16 protein-coding genes are annotated in these 16,261 nt (G+C 60.7%); 5 read left to right on the forward strand and 11 right to left on the reverse strand.

Annotation, left to right across the window (positions count from 1 at the left end):
* Positions 1-63: 63 nt before the first annotated feature.
* The 3 genes from SOP85_RS23355 to ilvA all read left to right on the forward strand — a co-directional run bounded on the left by SOP85_RS23355 (position 64) and on the right by ilvA (position 2,875).
* Positions 64-405: a hypothetical protein gene (locus SOP85_RS23355; RefSeq protein WP_323628353.1), complete on the forward strand. Its 342-nt coding sequence runs from the start codon at positions 64-66 to the stop codon at positions 403-405.
* 43 nt (positions 406-448) lie between these two features.
* Positions 449-1,600 (forward strand): PQQ-dependent sugar dehydrogenase, encoded by a 1,152-nt coding sequence (locus SOP85_RS23360; protein WP_323628354.1) that lies wholly within the window; start codon positions 449-451, stop codon positions 1,598-1,600.
* Positions 1,601-1,861: 261 nt separating this feature from the next.
* On the forward strand, positions 1,862-2,875 hold the full coding sequence (gene ilvA / locus SOP85_RS23365) for a threonine ammonia-lyase, biosynthetic (protein WP_323628355.1): 1,014 nt from the start codon (positions 1,862-1,864) through the stop codon (positions 2,873-2,875).
* Between the two features lie 12 nt (positions 2,876-2,887).
* Here ilvA and eco read toward each other — a convergent pair whose 3' ends face one another.
* Positions 2,888-3,370 (reverse strand): serine protease inhibitor ecotin, encoded by a 483-nt coding sequence (gene eco / locus SOP85_RS23370; RefSeq protein WP_323607887.1) that lies wholly within the window; start codon positions 3,368-3,370, stop codon positions 2,888-2,890.
* A gap of 303 nt (positions 3,371-3,673) precedes the next feature.
* On the opposite strand from eco, the gene SOP85_RS23375 reads away from it, so the two are divergent.
* Positions 3,674-3,946 carry a DUF1652 domain-containing protein gene (locus tag SOP85_RS23375; protein WP_323628356.1) on the forward strand — a complete coding sequence of 91 codons (273 nt, stop codon included), beginning with the start codon at positions 3,674-3,676 and terminating at the stop codon, positions 3,944-3,946.
* Here SOP85_RS23375 and SOP85_RS23380 read toward each other — a convergent pair.
* On the reverse strand, positions 3,943-4,338 hold the full coding sequence (locus SOP85_RS23380; RefSeq protein WP_274075832.1) for a hypothetical protein: 396 nt from the start codon (positions 4,336-4,338) through the stop codon (positions 3,943-3,945). The genes SOP85_RS23375 and SOP85_RS23380 overlap by 4 nt on opposite strands.
* Before the next feature lie 89 nt (positions 4,339-4,427).
* Positions 4,428-4,697, reverse strand: coding sequence for a DUF2790 domain-containing protein (locus tag SOP85_RS23385; RefSeq protein WP_274075831.1), 270 nt, complete (start codon positions 4,695-4,697; stop codon positions 4,428-4,430).
* Positions 4,698-5,042: 345 nt separating this feature from the next.
* Here SOP85_RS23385 and SOP85_RS23390 point away from each other — a divergent pair, with 345 nt between their 5' ends.
* Entirely contained in the window at positions 5,043-6,344 is a 1,302-nt protein-coding gene (locus SOP85_RS23390; protein WP_323628358.1) for an OprD family porin, read from the forward strand.
* A gap of 136 nt (positions 6,345-6,480) precedes the next feature.
* Here SOP85_RS23390 and SOP85_RS23395 read toward each other — a convergent pair whose 3' ends face one another.
* From SOP85_RS23395 to SOP85_RS23430, 8 genes are all read right to left on the reverse strand, one after another.
* On the reverse strand, positions 6,481-7,425 hold the full coding sequence (locus tag SOP85_RS23395; RefSeq protein ID WP_323628359.1) for a carbohydrate kinase family protein: 945 nt from the start codon (positions 7,423-7,425) through the stop codon (positions 6,481-6,483).
* Between the two features lie 13 nt (positions 7,426-7,438).
* Complete coding sequence (xylB, locus tag SOP85_RS23400) at positions 7,439-8,935, reverse strand: xylulokinase (protein WP_323628361.1); 1,497 nt, start codon at positions 8,933-8,935, stop codon at positions 7,439-7,441.
* Positions 8,936-9,073: 138 nt separating this feature from the next.
* Positions 9,074-10,546, reverse strand: a complete 1,473-nt coding sequence (locus SOP85_RS23405) for a mannitol dehydrogenase family protein (RefSeq protein ID WP_323628363.1) — start codon at positions 10,544-10,546, stop codon at positions 9,074-9,076.
* A gap of 15 nt (positions 10,547-10,561) precedes the next feature.
* Positions 10,562-11,665, reverse strand: a complete 1,104-nt coding sequence (locus SOP85_RS23410; RefSeq protein WP_323607894.1) for an ABC transporter ATP-binding protein — start codon at positions 11,663-11,665, stop codon at positions 10,562-10,564.
* Positions 11,666-11,840: 175 nt separating this feature from the next.
* Positions 11,841-12,671 carry a carbohydrate ABC transporter permease gene (locus SOP85_RS23415; protein WP_323628364.1) on the reverse strand — a complete coding sequence of 277 codons (831 nt, stop codon included), beginning with the start codon at positions 12,669-12,671 and terminating at the stop codon, positions 11,841-11,843.
* A gap of 10 nt (positions 12,672-12,681) precedes the next feature.
* Positions 12,682-13,581, reverse strand: a complete 900-nt coding sequence (locus tag SOP85_RS23420) for a carbohydrate ABC transporter permease (RefSeq protein WP_274075871.1) — start codon at positions 13,579-13,581, stop codon at positions 12,682-12,684.
* Positions 13,582-13,753: 172 nt separating this feature from the next.
* Positions 13,754-15,064, reverse strand: coding sequence for an ABC transporter substrate-binding protein (locus SOP85_RS23425; RefSeq protein WP_323628367.1), 1,311 nt, complete (start codon positions 15,062-15,064; stop codon positions 13,754-13,756).
* Between the two features lie 245 nt (positions 15,065-15,309).
* Positions 15,310-16,215 (reverse strand): AraC family transcriptional regulator, encoded by a 906-nt coding sequence (locus tag SOP85_RS23430; protein ID WP_274075823.1) that lies wholly within the window; start codon positions 16,213-16,215, stop codon positions 15,310-15,312.
* Between the last annotated feature and the right edge of the window lie 46 nt (positions 16,216-16,261).

A 16,261-nucleotide genomic window follows, 5' to 3' on the forward strand; every position in this document is an offset into this window, starting at 1 on the left:
TCCGAACCCCAGGCGTAGCGTGCTATCGAAGACTGTATTCACGCACAGGTCGAGAGGCATCCCATGAATCGATACGTACCTGGCCTTATCGTGCTGGCATTGAGCGGCGTACTCGGTCATGCGGCACAGGCCGACGTCGCTTCGCCCGGCGCTCCGTTGCAGGTGGCGCAAAACCTTCCGGGCAGCACCAACAATAATCCCTACAACAGCCCGATCCGTCGGGCCAATCCAAACAGCATGCAGGGCACGCAACCCAGTGCCCCTGCCATCCATGGGCCGAATACCGTGCCGGTGCCACGTCCGCCCACCCTCGACAACGGTGGCATCGGCAATCGCTACCCCCAAGGCTCGGCCCCCACCAGTGCCCCGAAGATCATCCCCAATCCACCTCCCCGCAGCCCTTGAAAGAGAGGCAGCAGCCTGTATCCCATGACAAAAGGAATCGTGCATGTTGCGTAAAACCCTCCTGGCCACTTTCTGCGCCAGCACCTTGTTCGCCGTCAGCCTGCCTGTTCTCGCAGCGACTGCCCGGGACATGCAAAGCGAGCAGGGCACCCTTGAGCTCACGCCGATCGCGACCGGACTTGAGCATCCCTGGTCATTGGCCTTTCTGCCTGATCGCCAGGGCATGCTGGTCACCGAACGTCCGGGCAACCTGCGCGTGGTAACGGCCGAGGGCAAATTGTCGGCGCCACTCAATGGCGTGCCCAAGGTCTGGGCCAAGGGGCAGGGCGGCTTGCTGGATGTGGCGCTGTCACCCGACTTCAAGCAAGACCGGATGATCTACCTGTCCTATGCCGAAGGTGGCGGTCAGGGTGACAAGGCCGGTACCGCGGTCGGTCGCGGACGGTTGTCCGAAGACCTGACGACGCTGAAGGATTTCCGGGTGATCTTCCGCCAGGAGCCCAAGCTCTCGGTCGGCAACCATTTTGGTTCGCGGCTGGTGTTCGACCGGGATGGCTATCTGTTCATTACCCTGGGGGAAAACAACGGCCGGCCCACCGCTCAGGACCTCGACAAGTTGCAGGGCAAGGTCGTCAGGATCTATCCGGACGGCAAGGTGCCCGAGGACAACCCCTTTGTCGGACAAGCCGGCGTGCGCCCGGAAATATGGGCCTACGGTGTGCGTAACCCGCAAGGGGCGGCGCTCAACCCCTGGACCGGCACGCTCTGGGAAAACGAACACGGTCCGCAGGGCGGTGATGAGGTCAACATCATCGAGCGCGGCAAGAACTACGGCTGGCCGCTGGCCACCCACGGCATCAATTACTCGGGTCAGCCAATCCCGGAAGCCAACGGCAAGATCGCCGAAGGCACCGTCGGGCCGCACCATGTCTGGGAAAAATCCCCTGGCCTGAGCGGCCTGGCCTTCTACGACGGCGACCGTTTCAAGGCCTGGCGGCACAACGCGTTCATTGGCGCGCTGGTCACCCGGGAGCTGATTCGCCTGCAGTTCGACGGCGACAAGGTGGTTCACGAAGAGCGCTTGCTGGGCGAACTCGACAAGCGCATCCGTGATGTCCGACAGGGCCCGGATGGATATTTGTATGTACTGACCGATGAAGAGGATGGTGGGCTGTACAGGGTGGGATTGAAGTAAAGGCATGGCTCCCACATTCGACCGAGATCAAGTGTGGGAGCGAGCTTGCTCGCGATGGCTATCTTGAAATCGAACCATTGACTTGCCACCCACGCCCGGATATTTTCCGGACATGACTTCCACCGTATTGCGCTGCCAGCCAAGCATTATTACCGCCATTCCTCATTTGGCGGGCTAGCTCACGACTGCAGCACCCAACCCGCCCTTGAGGCGGGTTTTCATTTTCTGTCTCGGGGCTCTGATCAATGTCAGGAGACGATCATGACCAGTGTTCCCGCCCAACAAACCCTGCTTGAGCATTACGTCAAGAAAATCCTTGCCGCGCCGGTCTATGAACTGGCTGTGCGCACTCCCTTGCAACCAGCTCCGGCGCTGTCCGCAGCCTTGGGCAATCAGATCCTGCTTAAACGCGAAGATTTGCAACCGACCTTTTCCTTCAAGATCCGGGGTGCCTACAACAAGCTAGTACAATTGAGTGCTGGGCAACAGGCGCGGGGCGTGGTGACGGCTTCGGCAGGCAATCACGCCCAGGGGGTGGCGTTGGCGGCGCGTGAGCTGGGGATCGAAGCGACAATTGTGATGCCCGCGACGACACCGGAATTGAAGGTGCTCGGAGTGAGCAGTCGTGGCGCACAGGCGTTGTTGCACGGCGAGAGTTTTCCGTTTGCCCTGGCCTATGCGCTGGATCTGGCGGAAAAAACCGGCAAGACCTTTGTTTCGCCCTTCGACGACCCGGATGTGATTGCCGGGCAGGGCACGGTGGCCATGGAGATCCTGCGTCAGCACCAAGGTCCGCTGGACGCGATCTTCGTACCGGTGGGCGGTGGCGGTCTGATCGCCGGCATCGCGGCGTACATCAAATACCTGCGGCCAGAAGTGCGCATCATCGGCGTCGAGTCGGAGCATTCCGCTTGCTTGAAAGCGGCGCTGGAGGCCGATCAACGTGTTGTCCTGCCCCACGTCGGCACCTTCGCCGATGGGGTGGCGGTCGCCCAGATCGGTGCCCATGGTTTCGAGGTATGCCGGTTTTGCGTCGATGAGGTGCTGACGGTCAGCAACGATGAGCTCTGCGCTGCAATCAAGAATATCTATGACGATACCCGCTCGATCGCCGAACCTTCCGGTGCATTGGCGGTGGCTGGCATCAAGAAGTACGTGGCGAGAAGCAAGACCCGCGGCCAGACGTTCATCGCCATCGAGTCGGGTGCCAATATCAATTTCGACAGTTTGCGCCATGTCGCCGAGCGTGCCGCGTTGTGCGACACGCTCGCTTGATGCATGTAAGGCCTACTCCGCGACGGCTTTATCGACCTTGCTGGAGGCTGACCAGACCCGGTAGCGCACCTCGATGTCCTTGGGGACGTAGAGCACGATCGGCAGCTTGCTGTTGTAGCGCAGCATGAAACCGTCGCCGACCACCGGCACGAACGCCTGCGTGCTCTTGCCATCGGGGCAGGCCATCAGGGTGCTCATCGGGCCGATGACTTTGTCCAGGCGATAGAACGGATAGCCCCAACCTTCGAGGTTCTTCTCTTCGAGAATGCCGCCCAGGCGCTGGCGATTGCAGTCGACTGCCAGGGTCTTGCCGGCAAGGATCTCGACCTGGAAATCGTCTTCACGGGTTTGTGGCGTGAGGTGGATGACCTGGCGGGTGAAACCGCTGTCCGGTTTCGGGAAGGGTGCGACGTCTTCGAGTTTTGCCCCGTGGACGATGCCGGACAGCGTGACGGCAATCAGCCCGACGGTGGTACTGATGGTCGATGAACCCATGATGCCTCCTTGCGAATGTGTGGGGTGAGCGGATACTGGATCGGCTGGCGGCCATTCTCGACGGCGCCGGCGGTCAATGCAAATCCTTCGCCCAGCGTGCAAATTGCAGGGCCGGCACAAGCCGTTTTTTGCAGATTGCACGACCATTTTTACGAGACCTTACAATAAGCCCTTGATTTACCGATGAGCTGCACAGCGAAATTCAGGGCATGTTTTATGCTGTAGCTGTTCTCAAGCTGACCGGGATTCCATATGAGTCAGCGTCGATAGTTAATTGGCAGTCTCACAACGGAGAGGGTCGCCATGTTTCTTTCTGCCTTGGAACTTCGCAATATCATTGAAAGCAGTTTTCTACCAAGACGCTGTCAATGCACGCTGTCGCCGGACTTGTCCATGACTGTAAAAGTGTTTGCCGATGGTGAAACCGATCAACTCGATCTTCTGAAAACCGGTATCGACGCCCAGCAACTCAATGGCTGTCGGGAAATCAACGAACTGATCGCCGTTCTGCGTTCCGATCTCCAAAACCACTACACGGAACCCGGGCATAGCCAGGGCATGCGTAAAGCACTTTAAGCAGTCGTTTCAAATTCTGCCGATTCGCGCCGGGTCTGGAAAAACGCCAGGCCCAGCGCCAGTTCAACCCCGACTGCCAGCAAGATGCCCGGTCCGGCATGGCCATTGAGCCATTCGCCGAAACCCAGTATCGCCAGGCCCCAGCAGCCCACCACAAAGCCAATGGCCAATGCCTGGCGAGACGCGGAGGGCGCCTGGTTGCGCACCAGATAGAACATCACGCCTAACGCTGCGAACAGCACCGCTATGCGTCGTGCAATGAGGCCTGCGGTCGGCGAGTATTCAATATCCCAGGTGGCCAGCAGCCAGTCGGGCATGACGCCCCAGGCCAGTGCCAGCAGCAAACACAAAGCGGCGGTTGATGTCGATAACGTACGAAACGACAACTGCATGGCGAATCCTTGCGGCAGTGAGGAAGCGCCTGAGCATAGCGCCTGAAATTCCCCACGAGTACCGCAAGGCGTTAAATCAGAATTTTCCTTCAGTTCTGATAACTGCAAGCGTCAGACAGTTTTCGGTAGGCGACTTCTGCAGGCTGGCCCGATTGTGAGTCGATGTACTTCATCGTCGCCGTAATCACTTCGCAGTCCAGGGTCGTGGGTTCGCTCAGCGCAATCACTTTGCCCACGTGCAATGGCATGCCGTAGTGATAGGAGGGCACGTTTTGTGTGGCGGGGTCATTGGCCTGGGCAATGCCGGTCGATGCGGCACAGACAAGGGCGATTGAAACGAGCAGGGCGCGCGAGTTCATGGGGTGATCTCCAGTGCAGGTGCAAGTGAGCTCGACGTATCGTCGAGCCTGCCGCACTGGGCGTCAGAGGACTCTGAGGGCGTGCGGTCCAGTAGAGTGTTGGACTGCGCGATTAAGCATTGGTTAAAGCCAGTTGAATGCCGCCTGTCGTCAAACCACTACCGTTCGGCGAAAAACAATACGGTCACTTTTCAGACTAAAGTCGTCTGCAGCAAGAAAAAGCGTTCTGCCATCATTGTCGTTCACCCCGCGTTTCACTTCAGCCCGGTCTGTTACCTGACCGGATGAAGGCTATTTCTGGCTGATTGCGCCCTGGCGCAAACGCTGCATTGTTGGAGCTTTTTAATGCGTCCCCCCTTTACGTTCATCTTCGCGCGCCAGTCATTCGGCTTCGGCGCCCTGGTGCTGTGCGCCGGTTTTACCGGGCCGGCCCAGGCGAGCGGCTTTATCGACGACACCACGGCGAACATCGAATCACGCACGGTGTATTTCAACCGCGACTTCCGTGACGGCCACACCTCCAACGAGCAGGGCGCGTCCAAACGCGAAGAGTCGGCCCAGGGTTTCATTCTCAATCTGCAATCGGGGTTCACCGAAGGCACACTGGGTTTTGGTGTCGATGCATTGGGCATGGCGGGGTTCAAGCTCGACTCCAGTCCCGACAGCAGTAACAGCGGCCTGCTGCCGTCCAGCGGCAGTAACCCGCGGGGTTCGGCGGACGAATACACCAAGCTCGGCCTGACCGCCAAGGTGCGCGTGTCGCAGAGCATACTGAAGTACGGCGCGCTGCTGCCGGATGTGCCGCTGCTCAAGTACAACGATGGCCGCCTGCTGCCGACGATGTTCAATGGCGCGATGCTCACGTCCAGGGAAGTGAAGGACCTGAATGTCATGGCCGCGCGCCTGGACAAGTACACCGCCCGGGACTCCACTGATTCCCAGGACATTCGCGTGCACTGCAAGAACAAGCGTTATGCCTGCAACATCACCGCCGATCATTTCGACATGTACGGCTTCGACTACAAGATCAACGATCGGCTGGTGGGGCAGTACCACTATGCCGAACTGGAAGACATCTACCGACAGCACTTCCTCGGCTTGCTGGCCAACCAGCCGCTGGCTGGCGGCGTGCTCAAGGCCGATCTGCGTTTGCTCAAGAGTGCCGATAGCGGAGAGGCCCGCGCCGGTTCCATCGACAACCGCGCCCTGAGCACCTTGCTCGCCTACGCCATCAGCGGCCATACGTTCAGCGCTGGCTGGCAGCGCATGAACGGCGATAACTCGATGCCGTACCTGGATGGCAGCAATCCGTACCTGGTCAACTACGTGCAGGTCAACGACTTCGCCGCGGCGCAGGAACGCTCGTGGCAGTTGCGCTACGACTATGACTTCAAGGCCATCGGCCTCAACGGCCTGACGTTCCTGACCCGCTATGTCAACGGAGATCACATCAAGGTGCCGGGTAGCGATCAGGAAGGCAAGGAGTGGGAGCGCGACAGCGAGCTCAAGTATGTGGTGCAGGGCGGGACGTTCAAGGATGTCAGCCTGCGGTTGCGCAATGCGACCTATCGCAGCAATTACGCGCAGTACGCCCGGGATGTGGACGAGACGCGGTTGATCGTCAGCTACAACTTCTCGGTGTTGTGACCTTGAGTTTGGCGGTGAGAGGTATACCGCTTTCGCGAACAAGCCCGCTCCCACACTGGATCGTTGTTGAACACAAAATTCGTGTCCACCGATATCCAATGTGGGAGCGGGCTTGCTCGCGAAGGGGCCGTCACATTCAATGCAAATCCAGCTGATGCCGATATGGCAAATCCGGCCCGGTCTTGCTGCATGTCAATGCCGCCGCCTGCACCGCAAACCTCAGCATCGCCTCGATCTGCTGGCGACTCAATTGCCGCACCCCCTCGACCGAGTCCAGCCGCTGCTCGGTCAGCCAGCTGATCAATGCGGCCTGGAAGGTATCGCCGGCACCCACGGTGTCGGCAATCTTCACGGCACAGGCCGGCACCGACCACGAACCGTGGACCCGACTGAACACCGTCGCACCTTCGCCACCACGGGTCAGGAACACCAGTTGGCAGCGGTGTTGCAACCAGCCCTCGATCACCCGCGCCGGGTCCTGTTCGGGGTACAGCAGGCTCAGGTCCTCATCGCTGACCTTGATCAGGTCGGCATGTTCGACCAGGGTGGCCACCCGCGAACGCCACAGCTCGATGTTCGGCTCAGGGTTGAGCCGCACGTTCGGATCAAGGCTGATCAGGCGCTTGCCGCTTTCCCGGCGTACCAGCTCCAGCAGCGTGTCGCCGATCGGTTGCACCACCAGGGAAAACGAACCGATGTGCAAACCCCGCACTTCAGGTCCCAACGCCGGCAAGTGCCCGGGCTGAAGTTGTCGATCGGCGCAGCCTTCGCCGCGGAAACTGTAGTGCGGCGAGCCATTGGCCCCCACGGCGACCATCGCCAGGGTGGTCGGTGCGGCGAAATCCACCAGATAGTCCGTGCATACGCCTTCCTCCTCCAGCACCTGGAGCAAACGCCGGCCGAGGTAGTCGGTGGACAACCCGGCAAACAGCGCAGCGTCCATGCCCAGGCGGCACAAACCCACCGCCACGTTGAACGGCGAGCCGCCGGCAATTGCCTTGAAATTCACTTTTGAAGCCAGGCCGCTGACCTCGTTTTCACTGAAGAAATCGAACAGCGCTTCGCCACACACCAGATACATAGTTGATCGCTCTTTAAAGGGTTGCGACATGCCGTTGATAGCGTTCGTAGGCCAACTGGGAGGCGGCCACGTTTTCTGCAATGGGCCAGGTTTCACTGGCCGGATCGAGCCTCACGCAGCGTTCGCACAGATCCGCCAGACTGTCCTCATGCCCGTTTGCCGAGGACGTGCACCACGCCGCCTGGATCGCCGCGCCCAGGGCGGCGGCTTCGCTTTGCTCGGGGCAGACGACGGGCATGTTCAGGGTGTCGGCGACGATCTGCCGCCACACCGCGCTTTTCGAGCCGCCACCGATCAGGCAGATGCGCAGGCTTTGTAAGCCATTGTGGTGCAGCAGGTCCAGCCCATGACGCAAACCGAAGGTCGTGCCCTCGACCACGGCGCGACACAGATTGGCCCTTGTCAGGTTGCCCATGGTCAGGCCCAGCACGCTACCGGTGGCGTGGGGCAGCGCGGGGACACGTTCGCCGTTGAGGAACGGCAGCATGCTGACCCCTTCGGCGCCAATGGGGGCCTGGGCAACGAGGGCGTTGAAAGTTTCGATATCCAGTTCGAGCAGCTCGCGAACAGCCGTGGTGGCGTTTGTCAGGTTCATGGTGCAGATCAACGGCAACCAACCGCCGCTGGAGGAACAGAACGTAGCGACGGTCGTGTCCGGGCTGATCTTCGGTTGCTCGGCGTAGGCATACACCGTGCCGGACGATCCGAGGCTCATGGTGATGGCGCCAGGCTTGATGTTGCCGGTGCCGATGGCGCCCATCATGTTGTCGCCACCGCCGCTCGATACCAGCGCATGCGGGTTGATGCCCAGGTGTTCGGCGATCCCCGGCAGCACCGTGCCCACCGCGTGGTGGGCATCGATCAGTTCCGGCAGCGCGGCTTGCAGACGCCCGGTGGGATCGATGTCGCGCAGCAGCTGCAAATCCCACTGGCGGGTGCGCACATTGAAATAGCCGGTGCCCGAGGCATCGCCGTACTCGCTGCAACGGCGACCGGTGAGCCAGAAATTCAGGTAGTCGTGGGGCAGCAGAATGTGTGCGATTCGGGCAAATACCTCGGGGTGCTGCTCTTTGGTCCAGAGCAATTTTGACACCGTGTAGCCCGGCGCAATGACCACGCCGAGGCGTTCCAGCGAGCCTTTTTCGCCGCCCAGATGCTTGAGCAGTCGATCGTTCTCTGCTGTGGTTTCGGTGTCGCACCAGAGCTTGGCCGGGCGCAGGGCCTGGCCTTGATCGTCGAGCAATACCAGGCCATGTTGCTGGCCGGAAACGCCGATGCCGAGGATGTCCTGGCCGTCGACCTGCGCCGCCAGCAACGCACGACGGGTGGCGAGGGTGAATGCGTCCAGCCACTGCGCCGTGTCCTGTTCGCGGCGACCGTTGGCGCCGCTGATCAGTTCATGCGCGGCGGCACCCTGGCCCAGCACCTGGCCGCTGAGCGCATCGAGGATGATGGCTTTGGTGCCTTGGGTGCCGCAGTCGATGCCGAGGAATAATTGTTGGTTTGCCATGGCAGGTCCTTGGTGTGTCAGGTTGATTTCGGTGAAGTCATTCGCGAGCAAGCCCGCTCCCACAGGAGATCTTCAGCGGACGCAAATAATGTGGGAGCGGGCTTGCTCGCGAAGACGGCAATGGCTACACCACCGACATCACGCCAGAATCCGCTCCAACGTCCGCGTCACCCCAACCTCGCGCAAACTGTTGCAACACCACTCAAACGCCGCCACAAACTCCGGCGAGCGCGGAATCGCCTTACCAAAAATCTCCTCAACCGCCAACAATCGTTGGGTAATCAATACATCATCCACCACCAGCGCCTGACAGAACGCCGCCCGCGGGTCCGCAATGGCGTAGGTATCGCCATTCTCATCCACCCCCTTCAGATACAAGGCCCACGCCGCCACCACCAGCGCCGCTCGCCGGGTGTCCCGGCCATCGGCCAGCAAGCGGTTGATGGTCGGTACGGTGAATTTGGCAAACTTCGACGAGCCGTCCGAACACACGCGCTCCAGTTGATCGGCAATCGCCTGGTTGGAGAAGCGCGCCACCAGGGTGTTCTTGTACTCGGTCAGGTCGATGCCCGGCACCGGCGACAGTTGCGGCGTGACGTCCAGGTCCATGTAGGCACGCATGTAGCGCACGAACAGCGGGTCATTCATGGTCTCGTGGACGAAGCGGTAACCCTTGAGAAAACCCAGATAGGTCAGGGCCAGGTGACTGCCGTTGAGCAGCTTGATCTTCATCTCTTCATAGGGCATGACGTCGTCGGTGAACTGCACGCCGACCTTTTCCCAGGCCGGGCGACCGTTGACGAACTTGTCCTCCAGCACCCACTGCACGAACGGTTCGCAGACCACCGGCCAGGCGTCGTCCACACCGTGCTGGTCGGCTAGTTGCAGGCGGTGTTGGGTGCTGGTCATCGGCGTGATGCGATCGACCATGGCGTTGGGGAAGCTGACGTGGCCCTCGATCCAGTCGCGCAGATCGCAATCGCTCAGGGCAGCGAAGGCCAGCAGGGCCTTGCGGGTGACCGCGCCGTTGTGCGGCAGGTTATCGCAGGACATCAAGGTGAAGGCCGGGGTGCCTGCCGCGCGGCGTTTGGCCAGCGCGGCGCACAGGAAGCCGAACACGGTTGTCGGCGCATTCGGGTGCGCCAGGTCGTGCTGGATCTGCGGCAGGTGGGCCATGAACTCGCCGTTGCTGTCATCGATACAGTAGCCGCCTTCGGTGATGGTCAGCGAAACGATGCGGATCTCGGGGCTGGCGAGTTTGTCGATCAGCGCCTGGGCATCGTCTTCGGCCAGCAGCATGTCGCGGATAGCACCGATGACGCGCACTTGGGTGTCGTCGCTGTCGCCGAGTTCGAACAGGGTGAACAGGTAGTCCTGTTCCCGCAGGTCATCCCGGGCGCGGCGATCTTCAGCGCGCAGGCCGACGCCGCAAATGGCCCAGTCCAGGCCAACGCCGGTGTTCATCAGCGCATCGGTGTAATACGCCTGGTGGGCGCGGTGGAAACCGCCGACGCCGATGTGCGCAATGCCCTGGCGGGTGTCACTCAGGGCGTAGGCGGGCAGGACCACCTCGGGGGCGAGGCGCTGCAGGTGGTTTTTATCGAGTTTCATCACAGGCTCTCTGAGTCAGGCGGCGACGCGCAACGGGCGGGTCAGCGCCACGCCGTCGGCATCGAACAAATGGCAGTGGCTGGCGTCCAGGTGCAGGCTCAAGGTCTCGCCATAGCGGCTGGCCAGGTCGCCGCGAACGCGCAGGGTCAGCGCTTCGCCGGACGCGGTGCGCACGTGGCAGAAGGTGTCGCTGCCCAGGCGTTCGCTGACGTCGGCGGTGACTTGCAGCGTGCAGTCACCGGGCGTGGCCAGTTGCAGGTGTTCCGGGCGAATGCCCAGGGTGACTGCGCCGCCGACCCTCAGGCTCGCGCCGCTGAGCGGCAGGCTGATGCGGGTGCCGGCGTCCAGTTGCACTTCGCAGCCCTGGCCGTCGACCCGGCTGACCTGGCCCTTGAGGAAGCCCATTTTCGGTGTGCCGAGAAAGCCTGCGACAAACAGGTTGGCCGGCTGGTGATAGAGGTCCAGTGGCGAGCCGACCTGTTCGATTTTGCCGCCATTGAGCACCACGACCTTGTCGGCCATGGTCATCGCTTCGACCTGGTCGTGGGTCACGTAGATCATCGTCGCTTGCAGGTCCTTGTGCAGGCGCAGCAGTTCCAGGCGCATCTGCACCCGCAGTGCGGCGTCGAGGTTGGACAGGGGCTCGTCGAACAGGAAAATCTTCGGGTTACGCACGATCGCCCGGCCAATCGCCACACGCTGACGTTGTCCGCCGGACAGTTGCTTGGGCTTGCGTTCGAGCATCGGCCCGAGTTCGAGGATGCGCGCCGCCTCACCGACTTTTTTCTCGACCTCGGCTTTTGGCACTCCGGCCAGGTCGAGGGCAAACGACATGTTCTTGCGCACGCTCATGTGCGGGTACAGGGCGTAGGTCTGGAACACCATCGCCAGGTCGCGTTTGGCCGGGCTGACTTCAGTGATGTCGCGGCCGTCGAGTTCGATGGTGCCGCCGCTGACTTCCTCCAGCCCCGCGATCAGGCGCAGCAGGGTGGATTTGCCGCAACCTGACGGGCCGACGAATACCACGAATTCCTTGTCGTTCACTTCAAGGTCGATGCCCTTGATGATGGAAAAGCCTTCGAAGCCTTTTTGCAGATTCTTGATTTTCAGGTTGGCCATGATCATGGGCCTCCGATTGTTGTTATTCGTTACACCGGACGGTTTTCTGTAGGAGCGAGCTTGCTCGCGAAAAACATCCAGACAATGAGTTCTTTCAGGCAGCGCGCGTCATCGTTCACGCCCATCGCGAGCAAGCTCGCTCCTACAGGGGATCGCGTGGGGCCGGCAAATCGCGTTATTTCACGGCGCCAAACGACAGCCCGCGGACCAATTGTTTCTGGCTGATCCAGCCGAAGATCAGGATCGGTGCACAGGCCAGGGTCGACACTGCCGACAACTTGGCCCAGAACAAGCCTTCGGGACTTGAGTACGAGGCGATCAACGCGGTCAGGGGCGCGGCTTTCGAGGAGGTCAGGTTCAGCGACCAGAAGGCCTCGTTCCAGCACAGGATCAGCGACAGCAGCACGGTCGAGGCCAGGCCACCCTTGGCGATCGGCAGCAGGACCCGGAGCATTTCCTGCGTCAGCGTTGCGCCATCCAGTCGAGCGGCTTCGAGGATGTCCCTGGGGATGTCCTTGAAGTAGGTGTAAACCATCCAGACCACGATCGGCAGGTTGATCAGGGTGTAGATCACGATCAGCGCGATGCGCGTATCGAGCAGGCCGAAACTCTTGGCCAGCAGGTAGATCGGCATCAGCACGCCCACCGGCGGCAGCATCTTGGTGGAGAGCATCCACAGCAGCGTGCCCTTGGTGCGCTGGGTTTCGTAGAACGCCATGGAGTAGGCTGCCGGTACCGCGATCAGCAGGCACAGCGCCGTGGCGCTGAAGGAAATCACCACCGAGTTCCAGGCGAAACTGAAGTAGTCGCTGCGCTCGTTGATGTGCAGGTAGTTCTCCAGGGTCGGGGTGAAGATGAACTGCGGCGGCGTGGCAAAGGCATCGATTTCAGTCTTGAAACTGGTCAGCACCATCCAGAAGATCGGGAAGAAGACCAGGATCGCGATGGCCCAGGCCAGGGTGCCCAGCAGCAGGCTTTGCAGGCGACGGGATTGTTGAAGGGTCATGGCGCGGGCCTCAGGCTTTGTCAGTCAGGTTTTTGCCGATCATCCGGATCAGGACGATGGCCGCGATGTTGGCGATCACCACGGCGATCAGCCCGCCCGCGGACGCCATGCCGACGTCGAACTGCACCAGCGCCTGGTTGTAGATCAGGTAGGCGAGGTTGGTCGAGGCGTAGCCGGGGCCGCCGTTGGTGGTGGTGAAGATTTCGGCGAACACCGACAGCAGGAAGATGGTTTCGATCATCACCACCACCGCGATCGGTCGCGCCAGGTGCGGCAGGGTCAGGTGCCAGAAGATCGCGATCGGCCCGGCGCCATCGAGGCGCGCGGCTTCCTTTTGTTCCTGGTCGAGGGACTGCATCGCCGTCATCAGGATCAGGATCGCGAAGGGCAGCCATTGCCACGCGACAATGATGATGATCGACAGCAGTGGGTAGTGCGCCAGCCAGTCCACCGGTTGCGCGCCGAACAGCTTCCAGACGTAGGCGAGAATCCCCGACACCGGATGGAAAATCAGGTTCTTCCAGATCAGCGCACCGACCGTGGGCATGATGAAAAACGGCGAGATCAGCATGACCCGCACGATGCCGCGACCGAGAAACTCACTGGCCTCCAGCAGGGCACTGATCAACACGCCGAGCACCACACTGATCAGCAGCACGCTGCCCACTAGCAGCAAGGTATTGGTAGCCCCGGGCATGAAGCCCGAGTCGGTCAGGAAGTAGCTGAAGTTTTCCAGCCCGACGAACTCGTTTTCACCTGGATTGAGCAGGTTGTAGCGAATCAGCGAAAAGTACAGGGTCATGCCCAGCGGCACGATCATCCACAACAGCAGCAACGCTACCGATGGGCTGACGAGGAACCAGCCGGGGTTTGCCAACCGGCTTTTGCGCAGTGGCTGAGGTATTTCCATGTGAGCTTTGGCAGTAGACGTATTCATGGTGATCACAACCGATTAATGGCAGGCATATGAAGATCAACTGTGGGAGCGGGCTTGCTCGCGAAAGCAACATTCCAGACGCTGAAGATGCATCGGATGTACCGGCCTCTTCGCGAGCAAGCCCGCTCCCACATTGAATACGGGGTTACTTCGGATAACCCGCGCGCTTCATCTCGCGTTCAGTGGTTTGCTGGGCCGCTGCCAGCGCCTGGTCAACCGTGGTCTGGCCGATCAGCGCCGCCGAGAACGCTTTGCCCACCTGGGTGCCGATGCCCTGGAACTCCGGGATGGTCACCAACTGAATGCCGATGTAGGGCACCGGTTTCAGGGTCGGCTTGCCCGGGTCCGCCGCCTTGAGCGATTCCAGCGTGACCTTGGCAAAGGGCGCGGCGCTCAGGTAGGCCTCGCTGTAAGTAGACGCCCGGGTGCCTGGCGGCACGTTGGCGATGCCGTCTTTTTCCGCGACCAGTGCCCCGTATTCCTTCGAAGTGGCCCACGCACTGAAGGTCTTTGCCGCCTCCTTGGCCTTGGAACTGGTGGGGATCGCCAGTGCCCAGGAATACAACCAGGCCGAGCCTTTGTCGGTGACCTCATGAGGCGCGTAGGTGAAACCGACGTGGTCGCTGACCTTGCTCTGGGTCTTGTCGGTGACGAACGAGCCGGCGACGCTGGCATCGACCCAGATCGCGCACTTGCCGCTGTTGAACAGCGCCAGGTTTTCGTTGAAACCGTTGCTCGACGCACCCGGCGGGCCGGATTTCTGCATGGTGTCGACGTAGAAGTTCAGCGCATTTTTCCATTCAGGGCCGCTGAATTCCGGCTTCCACTGCTCGTCGAACCAGCGCGCACCATAGGCATTGGCCACGGTGGTGATCAGGGCCATGTTCTCGCCCCAGCCGGCCTTGCCGCGCAGGCAGATGCCGTACTGTTCTTTGTCCTTGTGGGTGAGTTTGGCGGCGAACTCGGCTATCTGAGTCCAGGTCGGGCGCTCGGGCATGGTCAGGCCGGCGTCCTTGAACAGGTCGGTGCGGTAATAGGTGATCGAGCTTTCAGCGTAAAACGGCAAGGCATACAGCGAACCTTTCACCGACAATCCTTCGCGCACGGATGGGAACACATCGTCCAGATCGTAAGTGGCGGGCAAGTCCTTCATGGGTTCCAGCCAGCCCTTGGCGCCCCACAGCGCCGCTTCGTACATGCCGATGGTCAGCACGTCGAACTGCCCACCCTCGGTCGCGATGTCGGTGGTCAGGCGCTGACGCAGGACGTTTTCCTCGAGCACCACCCAGTTGAGCTTGATGTCCGGATGCTCTGCCTCGAAAGTTTTCGACAGCTTTTGCATGCGAATCATGTCGCTGTTGTTGACGGTGGCGATGGTCAGGGTCTGGGCGCCAAGGCTGACGCTACTGAGGGTCATGCAGGTGAGGGCGAGCAGGGCTTTTACAGAAGGTTGCATCGTGCACTCCTTTTCTGCACCCGGAGGGCCACAGAAGGACAGTTATTGTTTTTGTGTCTTCCGAAGGTTGGAAGAATGTGCAGCGATTACAGCCTTGAATGGCGGGCGAGACAAATCATCCATCGCACTTGGATTGATACTTTTTTGCACCTGCAAAAGCAAAGATCGCAGCCTGCGGCAGCTCCTACAGGGGAATGCATTCCAATGTAGGAGCTGCCGAAGGCTGCGATCTTTTGATCTTTGCGCTATCCCTGATTCTGCTCGGTCAACCGCTGCACCACCAACCGCCGATAATGCGAAGGGGTCATGCCCTTTAGCTGCTGAAAACGCCGGTTGAAGTTGGAAATATTGTTGAAGCCCGATTCGAAGCAGACATCGGTCACGGGTTTGTCGCCATCGGCCAGCAGCTCACAGGACTTGCTGATGCGCAGTCGATTGACGAACTCGATGAAGCAGCGCCCGGTGGCCTGCTTGAACACGCGACTGAAGTAGGTCGGCTTCATGCCAAGATGCCCGGCGACTTCCTCCAGCGGCAACTCGCGGGCGTAGTGGGCGAAGATGTAATCCACCGCGCGGTTGGTGCGGTCGATGCTGTGCTCATCGGCCAGTTGTGGCGTCGTCGCGCCGGACAGCAACTGGTAATCGTCAGAAGCGGCCAGCAACTCCAGCAATATGAAAAAGTGCCCGAGGCGGGTCACGCCCTGGGTGTCGGCGATGCGCTGCATCAGCTCCATCGCCTTGCCGATCGTGTGCTTGCAGCGAAACTCGATGCCGTACTGCGCGCGCTCCAGCAGGGGCGCCAGGGTCTTGAGCTCGGCAAATACCTGATAGCCACTGTCGAACAACTCGTCGGTGAAGTTGACCAGCATGTCGCGCTTGGGCACCACTTCATCTTCGGCCACCTGGCTGATCCAGTTATGGGGCAGGTTGGGGCCGGTGAGGAACAGGGTTTGCGGGTGGAAGTTACCGATGTAGTCGCCGATGAACACCTTGCCTGAACTGGCGACGATCAGGTGCAGCTCGTACTCCTTGTGAAAATGCCAGCGTACCAGGGGACACGGGAATCCGTGCTGGCGATAGATGATGGACAACCCGTTATGGTCGTCCATCAGTTCATAGGAAGGGTCGGTAACGCGGGTGGCTCGGCTCATGTCGGGGCGCTTATATTGTTATCGCACCTCGATCATGCCTCTTTCA

It is taken from the genome of Pseudomonas sp. YuFO20, from assembly GCF_035064975.1.
In the GTDB taxonomy this organism is placed as follows: domain Bacteria; phylum Pseudomonadota; class Gammaproteobacteria; order Pseudomonadales; family Pseudomonadaceae; genus Aquipseudomonas; species Aquipseudomonas putida_AE.

Coding starts and splice junctions, on each gene's coding strand:
- SOP85_RS23355 (WP_323628353.1), top strand. CDS start 64: ATGAATCGATACGTACCTGGCCTTATCGTGCTGGCATTGAGCGGCGTA.
- SOP85_RS23360 (WP_323628354.1), top strand. CDS start 449: ATGTTGCGTAAAACCCTCCTGGCCACTTTCTGCGCCAGCACCTTGTTC.
- ilvA (WP_323628355.1), top strand. CDS start 1,862: ATGACCAGTGTTCCCGCCCAACAAACCCTGCTTGAGCATTACGTCAAG.
- eco (WP_323607887.1), bottom strand. CDS start 3,370: ATGGGTTCATCGACCATCAGTACCACCGTCGGGCTGATTGCCGTCACG.
- SOP85_RS23375 (WP_323628356.1), top strand. CDS start 3,674: ATGTTTCTTTCTGCCTTGGAACTTCGCAATATCATTGAAAGCAGTTTT.
- SOP85_RS23380 (WP_274075832.1), bottom strand. CDS start 4,338: ATGCAGTTGTCGTTTCGTACGTTATCGACATCAACCGCCGCTTTGTGT.
- SOP85_RS23385 (WP_274075831.1), bottom strand. CDS start 4,697: ATGAACTCGCGCGCCCTGCTCGTTTCAATCGCCCTTGTCTGTGCCGCA.
- SOP85_RS23390 (WP_323628358.1), top strand. CDS start 5,043: ATGCGTCCCCCCTTTACGTTCATCTTCGCGCGCCAGTCATTCGGCTTC.
- SOP85_RS23395 (WP_323628359.1), bottom strand. CDS start 7,425: ATGTATCTGGTGTGTGGCGAAGCGCTGTTCGATTTCTTCAGTGAAAAC.
- xylB (WP_323628361.1), bottom strand. CDS start 8,935: ATGGCAAACCAACAATTATTCCTCGGCATCGACTGCGGCACCCAAGGC.
- SOP85_RS23405 (WP_323628363.1), bottom strand. CDS start 10,546: ATGAAACTCGATAAAAACCACCTGCAGCGCCTCGCCCCCGAGGTGGTC.
- SOP85_RS23410 (WP_323607894.1), bottom strand. CDS start 11,665: ATGGCCAACCTGAAAATCAAGAATCTGCAAAAAGGCTTCGAAGGCTTT.
- SOP85_RS23415 (WP_323628364.1), bottom strand. CDS start 12,671: ATGACCCTTCAACAATCCCGTCGCCTGCAAAGCCTGCTGCTGGGCACC.
- SOP85_RS23420 (WP_274075871.1), bottom strand. CDS start 13,581: ATGGAAATACCTCAGCCACTGCGCAAAAGCCGGTTGGCAAACCCCGGC.
- SOP85_RS23425 (WP_323628367.1), bottom strand. CDS start 15,064: ATGCAACCTTCTGTAAAAGCCCTGCTCGCCCTCACCTGCATGACCCTC.
- SOP85_RS23430 (WP_274075823.1), bottom strand. CDS start 16,215: ATGAGCCGAGCCACCCGCGTTACCGACCCTTCCTATGAACTGATGGAC.